Consider the following 19,609-nt stretch of genomic DNA (forward strand, 5'->3'; position numbering starts at 1 on the left):
TAAATGAAGAGGTTACTTATTATGGATAAAGTAAATTTAAATGTTATGAAAGAAAGTTATGGGTATTTGTTTGAAATTGAACATTACCTTAGAAATTTTATTGAAATTAATATGAAAAATAAATATGGATCAAACTGGAAGTTAACTGCACGGAAGTTATATTCAAATTCACTGACGAACAGGCAAATTAAAGACCTTTATTATCATGAATTAATTTCTTATATTACCTTATTTGATTGCTTGCATATTACTATTCCTACAAAGACAATTTTACAATTAAGATCAATTACACCAATTAGAAATAAAATAGCCCACAATATTTGGTTAGAAGAGAATGAAGTTGATACTCTTTACAACTTATTTTTAGATATTAAAAAACTTTCATGATCTTTCTCAGATGATAATAGAGCTTTCCTTACACAATGATGATAATAAATAGTTAGTGTGAAATTGGGATTTAATGGTGAACCGCTCATGTACAAAAAACTATTAGATGATATTTGTTGCACAACCCATTCTTAGCTTTTTCTATCGAGAGATAAGTACGAATAGAATAATATATAAGTTCAAATTTCTTCCAAAAAGGATTTGATTTAATCCAAAGACACTCGCACTAAGAGCAGATAAGACGGTGGAATATGGAACGAGAGTGTATGAAAAAGATGCTGTATATCTAACAGAGAAGTGAAGTCTCCTATCGAATTAATTCAAGATGCTTTTTGCAGGGAAAAAGTAAGTATGGAGGAAGACGCTAGGGAACCATACGAAACCTTAACTATGTTTTAATAAACGCCGTTGGTGCTAATTCTGTATTGGAACATTTTGCCTTGCCGTCGAAAGTACCCAAATTTGGATTATGTATGGATCATCTTATAACATAATCATTGGGCAAGAGGCCTAACAAAAACATCTTCAGGCATTCAGTTTCTTAATGACTTTTAGATGTGTCATTATCTTTTGATCGGATGCAGAAGCAGATTGAGCGAACGGGTATGTGGAAGAGTCATTATTCAAATCGATAATAGTTACAATATGTCTTTCAAGTTGAAGAACACATTTTTGGAGGTTTATGGAAAATGAAGGGTGGTATATATCAGTGTCGAATAACTACTATAAGTGATGAATGTTATTACTTATAGTAGTTATAAAAAGTCTTTACTACATAAATATCAACATGGGAGGGGCAAATAGTATCATGAGTAAATATGAAGATTTTAATTATTCGCTTAAAGAGATGCTTGATCTTGTGCAAAAAGTTTTTAAGGCGAAAGAAGACTTGTCTAGTATGGATACAAAAGATATTTACGAAGAGTTAAAAAAGCAGATTGAGGAAGAGAGTAAGACCAAAATAAGAGTAGCTTTTTTTGGTCAACCAGGGGCAGGGAAATCAAGTCTTATGAATAAGTTGGCTGGGAAGAAACTAGCAGACGCAGGAATAAAGCCAGGTATGAAGGTAACGAACCATGTATGGGGTGAAAATGACTCAATTGAATTTATTGATTTACCTGGGTTTGATGGTGTACCGGATGAACATGTAAGAGACGAGTATTGGGAAAATTATGATTGTGAAAATATCGACCTATTTTTATGTTGTTTTGAGAGTAAATTTAATCAGGCGGATTCCGAATTTTTCCAGAGAGTAATTACTAAGAAAAAAGGATATATTTTTGTAAGGACAAAAGCAGATAGTATTTTTGATGAGGATATGTCACTAGAAGAATTGAAAAAGGAAATCGTTTCTGAACAAGTTACACCTATATTTGGTGAAAAAGTTAAAGTTGTTTTTACTAGTATAAAAACAAATGAGGGGTTAGATGAGTTACAAAATGAAATAATTCAACTATTAGATGAAACTAAACAAGGTAAATGGTTTCGGAACGCAAAAGCATTTTCCAAAGATTTTCTTGAATCGAAGAAAAAAGAATGTAATAAGAAAGTAATTATATCTGCTATACTTTCGGCATGTAGTGGAGCCATTCCATTACCTGGTATAGGCGTACCTATAGATATGAGCATATATAATAACCTATTGAAGGATATTAGGGTTTGTTATGGTCTTACTGATAAAAGACTAGAGCAGTTGTATGAAAATCATCAAAATGATCATAAATTTAAGGATAACATAAAACAATTAATCGATTATGCTGGAAAAGGCGGTTCGATCTTATTGTTAAAACGATATTCAAATCATGTTTTCATCAAGCAAATAGCAAAAAGTCTTCCTATCATACTAGGAAGTTCTAGTGGTTTCGCCCTTACGTATTTTTCAGGAATGAAGTTCGTGGATGAAAATCATGAGATTGCGGAACAAATTCTAAAAGATGAAATACCTTTAAAGAGAAATGTATACGCTTAACTTAGAAATTATATATAGATAGTGAATTTAAATATAAGCAACCTTTTCAAAAACCTATCTTTCATAGATAGGTTTTTTTACGATTTAGAACTAAACCCCCATAAAATTTGTTAGAATTAATAGTAAAATAAGTAAAAAGAAGGGGTGGGAGAATGTACAACTCCTACAAAAGTACTGATAATGCTTCACCTGGAATCGTTTATAGTAATATCAGTCTAATAAAAAGAGCACTACTGCTAAAAGATAATCGAAAGATACCATATCCCGAAATCGTGTTGTTTATAAAAAAACATTGGACTGACTTAAGCAGCAGTTCATCCGAAGTTGAAAAGATCGTTAATCTTGCCTTGTATGCTCCGAAATCCCACTTTGTTGAAGACGAAGAAGGATTATGGAAAATAAAAGATCAAACAGATAAAAGGTTGGATGCTATCTATGATTATGTGAAAAAACTTAAAAAGCCATTTAAAACAGGGCACATCAAATACAAGTTGAATCTGTATGAAACAGAAGATGTAATTGAAAATTTGCTTACTAGTGATATTCGGTTCATGCAGGTGGAAAGTACGCATTTTTGGGTACTAACAGAATGGCAACTATGTAATGATGAAATCTTCAATTATATGAAGGAGAAAAAAATATCTCAGGAAAAAATAGCCGTTCTACTAGCTGAGACAAAATATAAGTATGCTAGAGACTCTATCTTTGCTCCAGAAATTGATAATCGGTTTAAAGTGAATGGGAATTATGTAAAAGTAAACCTGGAATTATCTTCCGAGACCACCGCCCAATTGATTAAAGAGATACCAATTGAAGTAAAAGAGGAGCTAAGCCGACTTGGGCCAAAATTGATTAAAAAAGTTAAAGATGAATTAAAAGGCATTACCGTGAAGGATTTATTATATGTGGTATTACATATTAAGGAATCCGATACCTCATATGCAATTTATGCTAAAGGTGTTGATGAATACCTAGAAAATGTACCTCGGATGTCTAAATTGAAAGATAAATGGTTTGACTTGGATTCGGCGCCTGATCTTGCTTTGAACAGCATTGAACAACAAAACTATTCAGTTAGAGGATCAATTCCATTAATCAAAAACATAAATAGTATTGCTGATAAAAGAGATAACGAAGAGAGTGAAACATTTCTAGATCATTCTTATACTAGTAAATCTAGTGCGGTTAATCCCACTAATTATGCTTATTATACTGTATCTTATTTCGATAGAATAAGAGGTCATCTACCAGTTCCGTCTTCACTTAAGCATCATTCGGTGTTTGAAAACCAGACGGGTAAATTAGAAATGAAATGTGAAGAGTTTATATATGAATGGTGGTGGCAAAAGAAGCATAATCGCATTTATTTTTATGGGGACGGTGTGATGGATTTCTTTGCTGATTACTTAATTGAGCCTGGAAATAAAGTGAAAATTGAAATGGTAGAAGATGTTGTTAAGATTCACCTAATGGGTTTTGACGAGCGATATGCTACTGAACAGGAGAGGCATCTTGATATAGGTAAATTAGTTGAACAGGCACATGAAGTAAATAAGTCAATTTTTAGTTTAATGTGTGAAATTCTTGCTATCTATCCATCGGGTCTTCACTGGACGGTCCTACAGGATGAGATAGGGAAGTATAGAACAACGACAAAAAATACCATATACGGTCTTTTAAGTAATAATGATTGTTTTGAAAAAGTAGAAGATAAAAAAGGATACTGGGTTTTAAACGTAAGGAAATTATCTAGATTCTATACAGATGAGCATGAAGAACCTGTTATTGAAAAAACAGATGAAGAATTAAGTGTTGAAAATGGCGAAAAAGAATCTATCTTAGAAGAATTAAGTGAAAGTGAGTCGGACAAAGAAAGTAATTTTGCTGCATTTAAAGATGATTTACTTATTACTCAATTTTTAACCCTGCTGAAATCTACAAAAATGATTAAAGAAAACTTAGTAGCTACAACTACTGAAAAAGTGAAAGAGCTTTTTACTAACGGTAAATTAGAGGAATTAGAAAAGTTACATGGTGAAGTTATGGAAACGCTATCTATTTTAGACGGAATGATTGAAGTCGCTCAAAATTCAGGCAATGTGAGCAATGAATCTACCAATCTAATTCAAAGCATTGAGAGTGAACTTAATTATGAAGACGAGCAAAACTTTTTTATTGAGGTTTTAAAATATACTTCTAAGTTTGAACGAATGGGAAAGAAAATTGAAGATCAATTGTTAAATCTTATCGTAGATAATGAACTGGATTTCAATGATCGTACGATGATTATGATGAAGTTGATGAAGAGTCAAGAAGAAGTAAAAGGATTCCTTTCTCTTTTAATTAAAATAGAAGCTTCAATTAAAGTTAAAGGTGGTGATTTAGTATGATCGACCAATCAAAAACAAAACTTCAAAGCGATCCAGAACACAATCTTACTACCAGTATTACCGATCAGATAAAAGCGATTGAGCAGTATTTATTATCCATTGAGGTTATTGACCGCTCTTCAGAACATCATCATCATTTAACACCTCACTATGCTTACTATAAAAATGATAAAAAAGTTTTAATCATTATCCCAGAAGGAGATCGATTTGGAATAAAATTACTAGGGTTTTCCTGGAATATAAGCCCTTTTGTAGAATTAGATTTGTCTATTGATTTTGATCTTACAAATACAGCCTGGGAAATTAAAGGATTTTCGAAATTAACTACTTTGAAAATGAAAGAAATTCTTAAGTCTTCATTTAGGCACAAAATGAGCACTCATCATTTAATAAAATTCACAAAATCTGTTATTCAGGCCTACGTTCTTAAAAATCCAGAATTTTTCTCTACCAAAGAAGATGTACTTAATGAAGCGGTAGGGTATTTTTGGCAAGGTGATTTTAGCTCCTTAGAGAAGGCATATAATAAATTTGAATTAATGGACAGCCAGGGATTTAATAGTTTTATGAAAAAGTGGAAAGTGAATAACAGCTCCATGCTTGATAAGGAAAAGTTAAGCTCTTCCTTGGAGTTGAATATTGAACAGTTAAAAGAAACGCTAAACACTATCGAAACATTTTCAACAACAAACTTTGAGAGTTACATTCGTTCACTGGAGTATGTTTGGACGGATCAAGAATTACTTAGTAACCGAGAAGCGTTTTTAAAAGAAATTGAGAGCATAAGAGAGGATATTAAAGTTGCCCATCTCTTCTTTAATGATTTTAAAAAAGAAGTTCATTCTATTAATGAGGCTCTAGTAACAGGAAATTTAACCAAACAAGAAAAAAACATCAAATTGATAGACGAAATTGAGGAAGAATCTGTCCTTTCTGACTTACTGGTAATGACCGGGACAGGTAAATCCATCAAGTTCTTAAACAAAACATCAGTATGCAAAACGAATAAATTACTAATTAATAAAGAGAAGCTATCTAAACTTGTAAGAGCTATTTCAGAAAATAGCAATACCTATACGGAATATCATCACTTCATTAAAGTCTTAATTGAATATAGTAATGATCGTGGCTTTCTATCTGAAGAGAAATTCAAACTCTTATTTATCGGTCAGTATGACAATATGGATTTATTAAAAGATTTTTGTTTACGTCATGATTTAAAAAGGTTATTTGCAAAGTCATCCTTAGAGCGTCTATTTGATCAAATATTGTTCAGCCTTACAGAAAGAGGGATGATAAGGGGGATAATTGAAACAGATGCTTTGAAGAAACAAATTCCCAAAGTTCAATGGAACTATAATGTGAAAATTTATTATGAAGATATATCGACTTAATCACAATATTCGTTGCTAATATGACAAGCTGATGAATATGCGATCAGCTTGTTATTTATTACCGATATCTGTTAATGTTTTGAAAATTATAGTAGGATGATAATAACTAGCGATAAATATGGCTGAGAGAATAGGAGTTGACATACATGGGTTTAACTCGGGTTGCGCAACAGATACATAAGGTCTTAGAAAATAAACAGAGTGGTTTAACAATTGATCAGTTAACTGAAATTATTAAAAATGAAGTAAGTCCATATGTGAAAGATGACCAGATTAAAAGAAGTCTTGAGGGACACTCCGATGTTTTTATAAATACTGACTCGAACAATTGGCGTTTAAAAGAAATAGTTGAGAAGGAACAAAGAAGTTCTCAAGTTAAAGAGATTATCTCAAGAGAAGAAACAGGTAAAGAAGATAATAAAGGGAAAGTTGACAAAGACTCTGAAAACATTCACTTTGATGCGTTAAGAGGTGATATTGTTTCAGAATTAAAAAATGATGTGATAGGGCCACGTGATGAAGATGAACTACTGAGTGAGAGACCACAAACCTATTATCTCGGAGGCATGCTTTACCCTGCAAATGTGGAAGTAGAAGATATTGAAGAAATTCCTGAAGGTCAAGTTTCTGAAGAAGATCAATCAAACATGAACGATGAGTATGAAACCACGGAGCAAGAAGACGACTTGACTAATGTGAATCGATTTCAGCCTTCCTCCATAGGTTTAACTTGTAGTATCCAATCTAATGCACAAAAAGTAGAAATACTTATTAAGTATGGAAAATATGAAGAAATAGTAGAAGGTAAGAAGAAGCGATATCAAAGAACCCAAATTATCGAAAGAAAACCTGTTTCTCTTAATAAGTATTCACAATCAATCTACTTAGAAGATAAGGCGGTAGAGTGTAGAGTTATAGTGAGAAAAAAAGATGAGCGGTTATCTTTAAGTGTTTTTCTAGTAAATCGGTATGAGAACGATGAGAAAGATATTCCTGTAGATCATATTCTTTTCCAACCAGAAATTACGCTTAAAGGGGAAGATGCTCTTTTTCTGAGACGAGACATCCAAAGTAACAATTTCATTGATGACCCTGATTTGGATCGATCTCACTTATTGTATCGAAATAAAGCGGACTTCGCCATGGGGCACGGGTGTGCAGTTGAATGGAAAGAGTACAATTCAGAAGAAGCTAAGATCTTAAAAACTACTTTTGTACCGGCATACGAAGTTCCCCCTGTTGAGCACCTGGAGTTAAAAGGAATGAGCGGCCTTGATATGTTTGTCCTTGCCTATATTGAAGATAAGCAGCAGTTACGGCAACAATTGTTTCCTCTTCTTAACGAATTTAATGGTTGGATAAGCAAACAAACAAAAATGAAATTAGACTTTGAGTACGAAGAGCAACGTGAAAAGCATATAGTTCTTTGTAATGAAGCGGCTGATCGAATTCAAGAAGGAATCGAACTAATATGCACCGATTCTCAAGCATTTGAAGCATTTCGATTTGCAAATGAAATGATGCTCTATCAGAGATCCTTCTCAATGGAGGCTGCGAATTATCGAAAGAATGGTACTCACAGTAAAGACTTAAGCCTAAAAGGGAGATGGCGACCTTTTCAGTTGGCCTTTATTTTACTGAACATTAAAAGTATTTTAGATCCAACATGTAAAGAACGGAATTGGGTAGATCTCCTTTGGTTCCCAACTGGAGGAGGTAAAACAGAGGCCTATCTGGGATTTGCTTCTTTTGTGATGGCATTACGGAGACTTCGTGGTGTGAGGCAGGGAGTTGAAGGTTATGCAGGAACAACCATATTAATGCGATATACATTGAGACTCTTAACCATTCAGCAATTCCAGCGTGCAAGTACACTCATTTGTGCAGCTGAATTCTTAAGAAGTAAGAATCCATCTAAATGGGGAAAGGAAAGCTTTAGTATTGGCTTATGGGTTGGAGGGGGCACCACCCCAAATCAGCTCGAGGGTGAAGATTCAGCCAAAGCAGCTCTAACGGATCTACAAGATGGACGAAAGGTATATGGGGCAAATCCTATTCAATTGCATAACTGCCCGGCCTGTGGAGAAGAGTTAAATGCGGATAGCTATTCCATTGAGCAAGAAGTATTTACAATTCACTGTCATAATGAGAAATGCTTTTTTCATGATCATACGATACCGGCCTATACAGTTGATGAAGCGATTTACTATCAGTGTCCAACCATTTTGATTGGTACTGTAGACAAATTTGCACGTCTACCGTGGAATGGGAAAGTGGCGACGCTCTTTGGAAAAGTAGATCGTTATTGTGAACGACATGGATTTATTCGAGAGGGACAAAAACATCCTAAAACACATCAAACAACCGGTATTTTTCCAAAGTCGTATACTACTGAGATAAATAATTTGCTACCGCCAGAGCTTGTTATTCAGGATGAGTTTCATTTGATTTCCGGTCCGCTTGGTTCGATGGTAGGACTGTACGAAACGGCTATTGACTATTTATCTACTGCTGAGGTTGATGGAAAGAAGATCCTACCAAAAGTAGTTGCTTCTACAGCAACAATCCGTCGGGCCGAAGAACAAGTACTGGGAGTATTTAATCGTGACGTACGTCAATTCCCTCCTCCTGGAGTAAATGCTGAAGATTCCTTTTTTTCCTATGAGGTATCTGATGAGAAGCCAGGAAGAAAGTACGTCGGCCTCTGTTTCCCGGGTTCTTCAGGAAAAACAGCGCTTGTGCGAATCTACGCTTCACTTTTGCAAAAAGGATTCCTTTCGGATGAAAAAGGAGAGAACGTCGATCCTTACTGGACACTTGCAGGGTATTTTAATAGTTTGCGCGAACTAGGAGGGGCTCTTCGTCTTGTGGAAGACGATATACCTGATAGAATAAAATACTTGGTAAAAGACGGAAAATCTAAAAACAGAAGATTTATTAATAGGAAAGAAGAATTAACAAGTCGAATTGACGCGACTAACATTCCCAAGATTCTAAATAAACTTGAGTTACCATATAAACACAATGAATCAGTTGATGTTCTGCTTTCTACGAATATGATATCTGTTGGTGTTGATATCGATCGTCTAGGAATGATGGTTGTTACCGGCCAACCTAAAAGTACATCTGAATACATTCAAGCGACAAGTCGAGTGGGAAGGAAGTACCCAGGTCTGGTCTTTACTTTGTATAATTGGTCACGGCCAAGAGATATCTCCCACTATGAACAGTTTATTCCTTACCATTCTAAATTTTATTCACATGTTGAAGCTTCAAGTGTCACTCCTTTTTCTTATAGAGCTAGAGATAAGGGACTTAAAGCTATCGTAATTGGAATGCTGAGACAACTAGATCCAAATCTAGCTAATAATTCATTTGCTAAGAACTTTAACAAAGAAAATGAATATATTCAGGAGATAAAACAATTCATTATCGAACGATGTATGCAGATTGACGGGGTTGATAATGAAAATATTGATCAAGAAATTGATGAAATCTTCGAATGGTGGTTTAATCGTGCAGATGAAAATATAGAGAAACTCGCTTATCAACAGTTTCCATTTTCTAAAAAAGACGAACCTGTTTTGTTACGCAGTATTAATCAGGAGATAGAAAATACGGCTCTTATACCTGATTCCCTCCGAGATGTGGAAGCAGAAGTGGACGTATATTATACATTTCTAGAAGGCGAAGGTGAAGAAGGATGAGCTTTAAAAAACCAGGAGGAGTAAGACCGAGTCAAGTAATAACAACATATGGCCCTGGATCTCTTGTTGATTTCCGGGATGACTCTGTGATGATTATGGGATTACAGGACTGGAAAGAGCAGGAACGGTACTATAGAAGATTATATGAGCCGAGACTGTCTACAAGACTCAATGTATCGGCTTTTTTACAGCCTAAATCTTTAAAGTCCAGAGGGGGAATACCAGCTATTTCTTTCCCGAGATACCGAGTATGTTCACGGTGCGGAGCGCTTAGGAAGAATTTCAACAGGGACTCTAAAGGGTTTACTTGTGAATGTCATCATAAAGGTGCCCCTACATATCCCGCTCGTCTTATTATGGCGTGTGAGAATGGACATATTGATGACTTTCCATGGAATGAATGGACCCATGGAGGTGCAGATAATATTTGTTCTGCACCTGACTTATATTTAAAGACTAAAGGAGTTAGTTCTGCTTTAGATGATATTATCATTGAATGTAGAAATAGTAATTGTAAAAAGAAAGAAACGTTATCAGGTTCTTTGAAAAAGGGTGGATTAAAGTCGGTATTACCTTCTTGTAAAGGGCATAGTCCCTGGAAAAGAGAGCGAGATAGTAAGTGTGAAAAGGTACCGAGAGGGTTGCAACGCGGAGCTTCTAATGTTTACTTTTCTAGCACGATCAGTGCCCTTTCTATTCCGCCTTGGACCGATGAGACTCAGCAACAAGTAAGTGCACAGTGGACAAATATAAAACAAAATATAGAAAAGAGATCTCTTGAAGGATTAGAACCAGTTCTTGATGTGCTCTTTCCTGACATAGATGAAGCTGAGTTACCCGGAGTCTATCAAATTATTAAACAGCAATATTATATGGAACAACAGCCAGGAGATATAAGATATGAAGAATGGAAAGCTTTTCAAAGTAAAGAAACAAAATCAAAACATTTTCATATTAAAGAGGAACCAGTAAATCCTTCTGTCTCGGAATACGTTTCACGTATGGTCATAGCTCATAGGTTGAGAGAAATTCGAGCTCTAAGAGGATTTACAAGAATTGATTATCCTGATCCTTACGATGATAAAGAGGTAGCTTATTCTTATTTATCAAGCGAAAAAAAAATTGACTGGCTACCTGCTGTTGAAATTCTAGGAGAAGGCATCTTTATTCAACTTGATGAAGAGAAATTAAATGATTGGGAAACGAATGATGAAGTAAAAAAACGATATAACCCTTTAATCAAACGTTATCATGATTGGCGAGAAGATAAAGGTTGGGAAAAGGATGATCGTTTCTCTATTCGTTTTATTTTACTTCACTCATTATCTCATGCATTAATTCGGGAGTTATCCTTATCCTGTGGCTATTCTTCAAGTTCTATCAGAGAAAAGATTTACGCTGGCCCTAATATGAGCGGTATATTACTTTATACCGGGTCTCCTGACTCAGATGGTTCACTAGGTGGTATAATTCAACAGGGGAGAGAAGGGCAGTTTCATAAGTTGTTGAAGCAGGCTATCGAAAGAGCGAAAATTTGCTCATCAGATCCTCTTTGTAGTGAAGCTGAAAATGTTGTTGAAAATAAGTTGAACTTATCAGCTTGCCATGCGTGTTCACTCGTTTCGGAGACATCATGCGAATGGTCCAATCTACTTTTAGATCGCCTATCTTTATTCAAATCAGAGGACAATGGTATTGGATTTTTTGACTCTTTGTAGTAATATAATCGTTCGTAGAGATGGGAATTAATCTTAGGTAAGTAACCTAAAAAGGAAGATTGGAATATGAAATCATTAAAAGTCCTGGACTTATTTGCAGGTGGAGGTGGGTTTTCTACTGGTTTTCTTGCTTCAAATCATGCAAAATTCAAGTTTGAATTAAAAGGGGCAGTGGAGATTGATCCAGATGCCTGTCTTACTCTCAAGAGTCACCACGGAAAAGATAAAGTTATTCCTGGAGATATAACTAAACCAGAAGTAAAAGAGAAAGTCGTAGATCGTTGTTCAAATGTCGATGTAATCATCGGAGGCCCCCCATGTCAGACCTTTTCATTAGCAGGACCTGCTCGTTCTGGTAATAAAGAAATGCGAGAAAAATTAAGAAAAGACCCACGCAATATGTTATACAGTCATTTTTTTGATTTGGTTGGCAAAATTAAACCCTCTTTTGTTGTGTTTGAAAACGTAGAAGGAATGGCTTCGAAAAAAGCTGATTCTGATGATATAACAAGCAAACAAAGAGGGGTGATTGATCTCGTTTGTGAAGATCTCAAAGAACTTGGCTACAACACAGAGGTCACGCCAACTGCTAACATCGATTTAACGGCAAATTATCAAGTGTTAAACTCAGCTGATTATGGAGTGCCCCAATATCGACGAAGAATTATCATTATTGCAAATAAAGTGGACATCCCAAATCCGGTACCTAAAAAAACGCACGGTGAAGGCAGTCAACCTCATTTAACAGTAAAAGATGCTATAGGAGGTTTACCTGTTCGATTACCGAAAATTAATCCACATGGAATGCCTTCTCTGAAAAATATGGATGTTATTCTTGCAAACTATAAAAAGTCTATTGACCTTTTTAGAAAAGCAATTGAAAAAAGTATCGATGATGATCCAGTATATGCAGAATTTTCACCCTGGTTTAAAAAAGAATGTCGCAGGCTCAGTAAGGTACAAGAAAACCATTTTCAATTGCTGAAAGAATTTTTTGTGACTTATAATATGAAACTTGAGGAAGTTGAAAGGAACTATCCACCACTTTCTTCAGGTACCAACCATACGTCCAGGATGCATAATTTTAGAGACATTATTATTTTCATTCTAACTAAGCCAGGTAGTAATTCAGCAAAATTTATTAACGAAAAAAGAAAAGAAGACTACAGTAGGTTACTAAGTGATCTTTATCCCTATTCGCGTGATAAACATAAAGACACATATGTGAAGCATAGCTGGAATAAGCCCTCCTATACCATTCTTGCGCATATGGAGAAAGATGGATTGAAATTTATACATCCCGAACAACCAAGGACGTATACGCCATATGAAGCTTCTCTACTGCAATCATTTCCAAAAGATTTCACCTTTAGTGGTGGAAGGAATGCTCAGTATCGTCAAATCGGCAACGCTGTTCCACCTATGATGGCAAAAGCAATAGGTGAAGCCATTTTGGAAGCTATACATGAAAATAAAGTTGAAGTTCTAACAAATAAACCGTATGAAAGAGTTTAATCTTCATACGGTTTATTGATTAAGGTGCGATAAAAGATGAAATTTGAGATAACTAGTAAAAAGGTGAATACAATACAGCTTGAAATTACTCGATGGGGTGAAATTCACTTTTCGAAATTCCCCTGGCGTGATACTGACAATCTCTGGCATGCCTTAGTAGCTGAGATTATGCTTCAACGTACAAATGCTCATCAAGTTATACCGGCCTACCTTGAATTTATCGAAAATTATGAATCCCCTTACAGCTATTTATCTGATCATTTAAGCAATGTATTTGAAAATTTAGGATTAAGATGGAGAGAAAAAGTTCTGAAAAACTTAGCGATCGAACTTACTAATCTCGGTTTTATTCCTGAAGAAAAACAAGAATTATTAAACTTGCCTGGAGTTGGAGATTATATTGCAGCAGCCTATCGTTCTTTACATTTAAATAATCCTGACACCATCATTGATAGTAATGTAGTGAGGTTATATGGGAGACTTTTTGGATTTAAAACTACTCCTGAAACTAGAAGGAAACAATGGTTTAAAGAACTGGCAGAAAGGATGACTCCGGATAGCGATCATCGTCTTTATAACTACGGAATGATTGATTTAACTAGAGAGGTTTGTAAATACAACCCTGATTGCAAAGTTTGCCCCCTGCAGTCTGAATGTGAGTATTATAAATCACAAGTGACTAATTGATTGGAGGAACTATATGCCTACCTACAACAAACTAGTAAGAGATCGCATCCCAGAAATCATTCGTACAAACGGAAACAAGTTCAACACTAGAATTCTGGATGAAAATGAGTACAAAGAAGAGCTTCAACTGAAGCTAAAAGAAGAACTCCAGGAGTATCTTGAAGCAATGGAAGATAGTCATGCAGTAGAAGAGCTCGCTGATATGCTGGAGCTGATTTATTCATTAGTTGAAGTTCATCATTCTTCTTTTGATGAACTAGAAGAAGTACGTAGGGAGAAAAGGGAAGTGCGTGGTGGATTTGATGAACGGGTTTATTTGATTGATGTGGAGGATTAAGCAGAGTAAACAAAACGAGCACTCTTCAGTGGAGTGCTCGTTTTGTTTAGCTAACATCATAGCTCATATGAATGAATCGTTTCGCTTTCTCAAAATCTTCATCGGTATAAATGGTTAGTTCCAGGTCACCGGTGCCGTAGTGACCTATGTTGCGCACATCTCTACTAAACTGGTCTTCTAATGTAATTGTATCTGGATCAATTTTCAGAAAGAGCACGATCTTGCCGTTCTGAGGATGTACTTCCAGACATACGAAGTTTTTGATTCGCTTAAATGCTATGTAATATTTCAATGTCTTCATCTGAACGTCATCGCCTAAAGCCATCATATAGGACTTAATCGCTTCAAACCGATCTTGTAGCTCAGTTGTCGATTGTCCGAGATAATCACTGACGGTTTTGTATGCGATTTGCTTGGTACCGTTTGATGAGGTTGATAGCTCAGTCGTTTGAGCTGTTGTTGCATTAACAAGGTCTAACAAGATAAAGCCGTCATGATAGTGCTTGTATTGATAAAGCTCTATATTTCGATTGATTTGTTGAACGGCATGTTCGTCGTATTTCGTGAAGCCACCTGCAATACAGAGAAGACGTGGACTACTCCAATCAATTGCGTCAGCTAAGGTACTCCCATACCTCCGCATAACCATTAATTCAAACTCCGCTTTGTGATCAAGCAGCCAGTCTAAATAAAATAATCCCTGATTAATGACGTTCTCATTAATTGATCGTTTGTATTCAATAATAACGGGCGCATTGTTTTCATCGATACCTAGTGTGTCAATTCTTCCAGCATGCTTTTTCCCAGTTGTATACTCAGAGGCAAGAAAACGTACACCTAAGAACGTTTCTAGATGTTGCTCCATAATTTCTTGTAATGATTTTTCCACTGAAACCGACTGACCTTCTAGTTCAGTAACGGATTCAGTGCCCAACTTAAATAATTTAATGTCTCCCAACGCTTTCACCTCCACCGTTATTATAGCATTCCAAGCCATCCAGAACTTCCCATAATCATTTGTTTATCTTAACTTATCAATGAAAGATGATATAATTTTAGTAATGGTAGATTCATCCATAATTATCTTACATAACTAGGAGTTTTCCAATGAACGAACATACTCTAAAAGAAACGATAAATACATTAAGCATCTGGAAAAAAGGCAATCAGCGTGCCCCACACAAACCTCTTCTCTTGCTCTATACACTTGCCAGATTGCAAAGTGATCAGTCACAGTTCATTCCATATAAAGAAGTGAAAGAAAAATTAACGAGTCTGTTAATCGAGTTTGGACCTAAGCGAAAGTCTTATCATCCTGAAGAACCGTTTGTAAGGTTAAAGCATGATGGGATATGGGAGTTACGAACAACTTTGGAGCTCGACACCCGAAATCCAAATAATCGATTATTATTAGATCATCAAGTAAGTGGCGGATTTACTGATGAAGTTTACCATTTGTTAAAAGATAACCATCAGCTTTTATGTGAGATAGCAGATATACTACTTCGGAATCACTTTCCAGAAACGTTGCATGAGGATATTCTAGCGCATGTTGGACTGGATCTAGAGTATAAAGGCAAGCGTTCAAGAGATCCTTACTTCCGAGAAAGAATTCTTAAAGCCTATGAATATAGCTGTGCGGTTTGTGGATTCAATGTTCGACTTGGAGACAAGCTTGTTGGCGTGGAAGCAGCGCATATTAAGTGGCATCAGGCTGGTGGCCCTGATGTAGAGAACAATGGGATTGCTCTTTGTTCTATGCATCATAAATTGTTTGATCGAGGAGTCTTTACGTTGTCGGAGGAAAATACGTTTCTCGTAGCTGAACAGGCACATGGGACGAGCGGTTTTCAGGAGTGGCTCCTGCAATTTCATGGAAGGGATATTCGTCGTCCGATTCATCCGGATTACTTGCCGGAAGATCGTTTTTTGAATTGGCATGTGAGAGAAGTGTTTAAAGGGCCGGAGCGGTATGTTATTGGTTAGCAACGTAAGCAATAGAGAAGTCGTCTTCACTAAATAAAACGTCTATCCTAATGAATTTATCATTAAAGGTAGGCGTTTTCAGTTACGGCAATGAAGGCTTCTCATTAATGATATGTGGTTAATGTGACGGACCAACCCATCGTAGATTTCATTACTGTTGTTAACATCTTCCTATAGTGCTAGTTTAGTACTAAGAATACGTGGAGAACTTTTATGAAGACTTGTGAAAGATGAGATCGAATAGTAATTCAAAAATTAAAAGTCAGGGGTGATCGAACAAATGGAACAAGCATGGTTTGTCGGTGCGGTGGTTAGTGGCGATCAAACAGAGCGATTTATTAATGAAGGCATTTGGATAAATGGTTACGATGATAGGTATATAGAACAAGTGAAGTCAATAAAGATAGGAGACAAAATTGCGATTAAATCTGCCTATACGAGAAAGCACAATCTCCCTTTTGATAATCATGGGAATACTGTGTCCGTTATGGGGATAAAAGCAATTGGAACCGTTACACATAACTACAATGATGGAAAAAAAGTAGATGTAGATTGGCAGCCTATAACGCCGATAAAAGAATGGTATTTCTTCACTAGTAGAAGTACGATTTGGAAAGTAGAAGAAGGAAAGGGGTGGATGTACAAAAACTTAATTGATTTTACTTTTAATAATGAAAATCAACACATTGAACAGTTTATTCAAGACCCTTATTGGAATAGTAAATATGGGGGCAAGTCACATCAAGAATTTGAATGGATCCCCTTTTATGAAGCTGTTGCAAAAGCTTTGCTAAAGTTTCAACATAATCGTAATGAATTACTAAGTGGTATACATAATATATTTGAAAGAATCAACAAGAATAATCCTCTGACAGAGAAAAATGCTAAAGGAGGTAAGGAACTTCTAACTGATGTTTGTCCGTTTACGGTATTTGGTCTTTTTAATAAAGGAATCACAGATCACAACAGGCGATTGATTATGAAAGAAATAGCGGATTTCTTAGACGTAAACGAAGAAGTACCTCATTCATTTAATGGTGTCCCGGTGTTAAATAACATGAATGCATGGTTCTTCGGCAATAAAGAAAATAGAAATGATGACGATTTCGATAATCTATGGGAACTGTTCCGAATTGCTATTGAAATAACAGAGAATGATTCAGGAGAAGAAAGTCAAAACGTTTTTATCGAAATATACGACAAGGTTCGTAGACAATATGGGGGGTCGTGGAAAATTACGATTGGTTTGTATTGGTTAAAGCCCTGGGAGTATCTGCCCTTAGATCAATATACGAGAAAATTTCTGGCTGATAAACAGTTTAATATTCTGCCCCGCGTATCTAAAAAGTTATACTCTGGTAGGGAATACATGGATCTTATCGATAATATAAAGGAAAAATTTTCTGACGAGAATTTCCCATTTTATTCATTTCCTGAGCTATCTTACAAAGCCTGGGATGGAAGTTTACTAGCGGAAGATGAAGATGAAGATGAAGAAGAGGAAGAGGTTCAAGAGGAATTACCAAATCAAACAAAAGAAAAAGAGAAATATACGAAGGAAGATTTTTTAAGGAAAGTTTTTATAGATGAAAGCCAATATGAAACGATTAAATCTTTATTAACTAGGAAGAAGAATCTTATTCTACAGGGGGCACCAGGAGTAGGGAAGACATTTGCTGCTAAAAGACTTGCTTACTCTTTGATGGAAGAGCGAGATGAATCAAGGGTGATGATGCTGCAATTTCATCAGAGCTATTCGTATGAGGATTTCATCATGGGGTATCGACCTAAAGAATCTGGTTTTGAACTGAAAGAAGGTCCATTCTATAAGTTTTGTCTTGAAGCATCAAGAAACCCCGATGAAAATTTCTATTTAATCATTGATGAAATTAATCGTGGTAATTTAAGTAAAATATTCGGAGAGTTACTTATGCTTATTGAAAATGATAAGCGGGGAGACAAAATAACACTTACCTATTCTGACAATCTGTTCTCTGTACCTAAAAATCTATATATTATTGGGATGATGAATACCGCAGATAGAAGTCTTGCTATTATTGATTATGCATTAAGAAGAAGGTTCTGCTTCGTTGAATTGGAGCCGGCTTTTGAATCAGCAAAATTCAAAGATCATCTTTTGGAACAAGGAGCTAGTGAAGAATTAGTAAATAAAATACAACATAAGATTGGTAGTATAAACTCTGTTATAGCAAATGATGTTAATTTGGGTAAAGGCTTTAGAATAGGGCATAGTTACTTTACTCATTATAGCGATTCGGAAAATTGGTATGATGAAGTGATCAGGTATGAGATTGAACCACTTATTAACGAATACTGGTTCGATGAAGAAGATAAAGCTAAAAATTATGTTGAAGAGTTGTTAAGGTAACTGTTATGAGTAATAGCAGTATCCCCGTTAAAAACATCTACCATATGCTTTGCTATGCGTGGAACGTACTCGACCAATCAGACGAAAATGTATTTGGTAGTGAGAAGTTTGATAATATCTATGATTTATTAGCTAGAATCTATATTAATGGAACAAATAGTTTAATAAAAAGAGGATTAAGTAGAAGCTATATTCAGGAGCGTAGAGAAGTATCAACGCTTAAAGGAAAAGTAGAAGTGGCTGATTCTATAAAAAAACAAACGTTTCGTAACGGCAGGATGGTTTGCCAATATGATAACTTCTCAGTAGACATTAAACTGAATCAAATCGTAAAAGCAACCTTCAATTTATTATTAAATGCCCCTATGCTAGATAAGACACTCAATAAGAAGTTACGAAAGCTTCGGTTGTATTTCTCAGACATTCATGATGTTCAAATGTCTAATGAAACATTTAGTTCATTACGATTTAATAGAAACAACTACCACTATAGAATGTTGATGAGTGTTAGTGAACTAATTTATCAGGGACTCATTTCTAGGGAAGAGGGTAGTGATACGAAATTTCTATCTTTTATTAGAGATAGGCAAATGGCAAAGCTTTATGAAAAATTCGTTTTAAATTTCTACCGTCGTCATTTGGATAGCCGCATCTATTGTATTCACTCTCCTAAAATACACTGGAATTTAGATCAATCCGTTGGTGATGAAGAGTTATCCCTTCTACCAGAAATGCGAACGGATATCGTTGTAGAAAATAAACTAACAAATTCCCAGCTTATTATAGACACGAAGTATTATGGTGAAACATTGACGACTAGTAATTGGACAGATAAAGAAAAAGTTCGTACGGGGCATTTATATCAAATATTCGCCTATGTAAGCAGCAGTGACTTTTTAGGGGATATTAAAGGAATGTTACTGTATCCAACGATTAATCGTGAAATAAATGCAGGTTATTCAATAACAGGAAAAAGCATCTATATAAAAACTGTAAACCTTAATGCTGAATGGAATGAGATATCGACTAGACTGTTATCATTAGTAGGGGTGATTGATAATAATGCATAGATTTCAAATTCTTTTAGAAAAAATTGACACTCCATCGATTATTAAGTAAACTATTACCAA

Annotated in this window: 13 protein-coding genes; 12 read left to right on the plus strand and 1 reads right to left on the minus strand. The window is 35.4% G+C overall.

Annotated features, from left to right (window positions below):
• Positions 1-21: 21 nt before the first annotated feature.
• The 9 genes from AC0VYH_RS06510 (at position 22) to AC0VYH_RS06550 (ending at position 14,104) form a co-directional block, all read left to right on the plus strand.
• On the plus strand, positions 22-387 hold the full coding sequence (locus AC0VYH_RS06510) for a hypothetical protein (protein WP_475373489.1): 366 nt from the start codon (positions 22-24) through the stop codon (positions 385-387).
• 808 nt (positions 388-1,195) lie between these two features.
• Complete coding sequence (locus AC0VYH_RS06515) at positions 1,196-2,356, plus strand: GTPase (protein WP_475373490.1); 1,161 nt, start codon at positions 1,196-1,198, stop codon at positions 2,354-2,356.
• Between the two features lie 152 nt (positions 2,357-2,508).
• Positions 2,509-4,746, plus strand: a complete 2,238-nt coding sequence (locus AC0VYH_RS06520) for a hypothetical protein (RefSeq protein ID WP_475373491.1) — start codon at positions 2,509-2,511, stop codon at positions 4,744-4,746.
• A complete protein-coding gene (locus tag AC0VYH_RS06525) occupies positions 4,743-6,140 on the plus strand; it encodes a hypothetical protein (protein ID WP_475373492.1) in 1,398 nt (465 codons plus the stop codon). The genes AC0VYH_RS06520 and AC0VYH_RS06525 overlap by 4 nt, the downstream gene beginning before the upstream one ends.
• A gap of 146 nt (positions 6,141-6,286) precedes the next feature.
• Positions 6,287-9,847 (plus strand): DISARM system helicase DrmA, encoded by a 3,561-nt coding sequence (gene drmA / locus AC0VYH_RS06530; protein WP_475373493.1) that lies wholly within the window; start codon positions 6,287-6,289, stop codon positions 9,845-9,847.
• Positions 9,844-11,565: a DrmB family protein gene (drmB, locus tag AC0VYH_RS06535; protein WP_475373494.1), complete on the plus strand. Its 1,722-nt coding sequence runs from the start codon at positions 9,844-9,846 to the stop codon at positions 11,563-11,565. Before drmA ends, drmB begins: the two co-directional genes overlap by 4 nt.
• Before the next feature lie 66 nt (positions 11,566-11,631).
• A complete protein-coding gene (locus AC0VYH_RS06540; RefSeq protein WP_475373495.1) occupies positions 11,632-13,080 on the plus strand; it encodes a DNA cytosine methyltransferase in 1,449 nt (482 codons plus the stop codon).
• Between the two features lie 36 nt (positions 13,081-13,116).
• On the plus strand, positions 13,117-13,767 hold the full coding sequence (locus tag AC0VYH_RS06545; RefSeq protein WP_475373496.1) for a hypothetical protein: 651 nt from the start codon (positions 13,117-13,119) through the stop codon (positions 13,765-13,767).
• Positions 13,768-13,780: 13 nt separating this feature from the next.
• Positions 13,781-14,104: a DALR anticodon-binding domain-containing protein gene (locus tag AC0VYH_RS06550; protein WP_475373497.1), complete on the plus strand. Its 324-nt coding sequence runs from the start codon at positions 13,781-13,783 to the stop codon at positions 14,102-14,104.
• Positions 14,105-14,150: 46 nt separating this feature from the next.
• Here AC0VYH_RS06550 and AC0VYH_RS06555 read toward each other — a convergent pair whose 3' ends face one another.
• Positions 14,151-15,062 (minus strand): DUF5655 domain-containing protein, encoded by a 912-nt coding sequence (locus AC0VYH_RS06555; RefSeq protein ID WP_475373498.1) that lies wholly within the window; start codon positions 15,060-15,062, stop codon positions 14,151-14,153.
• Between the two features lie 149 nt (positions 15,063-15,211).
• Between AC0VYH_RS06555 and AC0VYH_RS06560 the strand changes: the two genes are divergently transcribed.
• From AC0VYH_RS06560 to mcrC, 3 genes are all read left to right on the plus strand, one after another.
• Entirely contained in the window at positions 15,212-16,090 is an 879-nt protein-coding gene (locus tag AC0VYH_RS06560; protein ID WP_475373499.1) for a phosphorothioated DNA-binding restriction endonuclease, read from the plus strand.
• A 280-nt stretch (positions 16,091-16,370) separates the two neighbouring features.
• Positions 16,371-18,479, plus strand: a complete 2,109-nt coding sequence (locus AC0VYH_RS06565) for an AAA family ATPase (RefSeq protein ID WP_475373500.1) — start codon at positions 16,371-16,373, stop codon at positions 18,477-18,479.
• Between the two features lie 5 nt (positions 18,480-18,484).
• Entirely contained in the window at positions 18,485-19,549 is a 1,065-nt protein-coding gene (gene mcrC, locus AC0VYH_RS06570) for a 5-methylcytosine-specific restriction endonuclease system specificity protein McrC (RefSeq protein WP_475373501.1), read from the plus strand.
• The last annotated feature ends 60 nt before the right edge of the window (positions 19,550-19,609 follow it).

Source organism: Anaerobacillus sp. QJM3NY_32, from assembly GCF_056173645.1.

Coding starts and splice junctions, on each gene's coding strand:
- AC0VYH_RS06510 (WP_475373489.1), top strand. CDS start 22: ATGGATAAAGTAAATTTAAATGTTATGAAAGAAAGTTATGGGTATTTG.
- AC0VYH_RS06515 (WP_475373490.1), top strand. CDS start 1,196: ATGAGTAAATATGAAGATTTTAATTATTCGCTTAAAGAGATGCTTGAT.
- AC0VYH_RS06520 (WP_475373491.1), top strand. CDS start 2,509: ATGTACAACTCCTACAAAAGTACTGATAATGCTTCACCTGGAATCGTT.
- AC0VYH_RS06525 (WP_475373492.1), top strand. CDS start 4,743: ATGATCGACCAATCAAAAACAAAACTTCAAAGCGATCCAGAACACAAT.
- drmA (WP_475373493.1), top strand. CDS start 6,287: ATGGGTTTAACTCGGGTTGCGCAACAGATACATAAGGTCTTAGAAAAT.
- drmB (WP_475373494.1), top strand. CDS start 9,844: ATGAGCTTTAAAAAACCAGGAGGAGTAAGACCGAGTCAAGTAATAACA.
- AC0VYH_RS06540 (WP_475373495.1), top strand. CDS start 11,632: ATGAAATCATTAAAAGTCCTGGACTTATTTGCAGGTGGAGGTGGGTTT.
- AC0VYH_RS06545 (WP_475373496.1), top strand. CDS start 13,117: ATGAAATTTGAGATAACTAGTAAAAAGGTGAATACAATACAGCTTGAA.
- AC0VYH_RS06550 (WP_475373497.1), top strand. CDS start 13,781: ATGCCTACCTACAACAAACTAGTAAGAGATCGCATCCCAGAAATCATT.
- AC0VYH_RS06560 (WP_475373499.1), top strand. CDS start 15,212: ATGAACGAACATACTCTAAAAGAAACGATAAATACATTAAGCATCTGG.
- AC0VYH_RS06565 (WP_475373500.1), top strand. CDS start 16,371: ATGGAACAAGCATGGTTTGTCGGTGCGGTGGTTAGTGGCGATCAAACA.
- mcrC (WP_475373501.1), top strand. CDS start 18,485: ATGAGTAATAGCAGTATCCCCGTTAAAAACATCTACCATATGCTTTGC.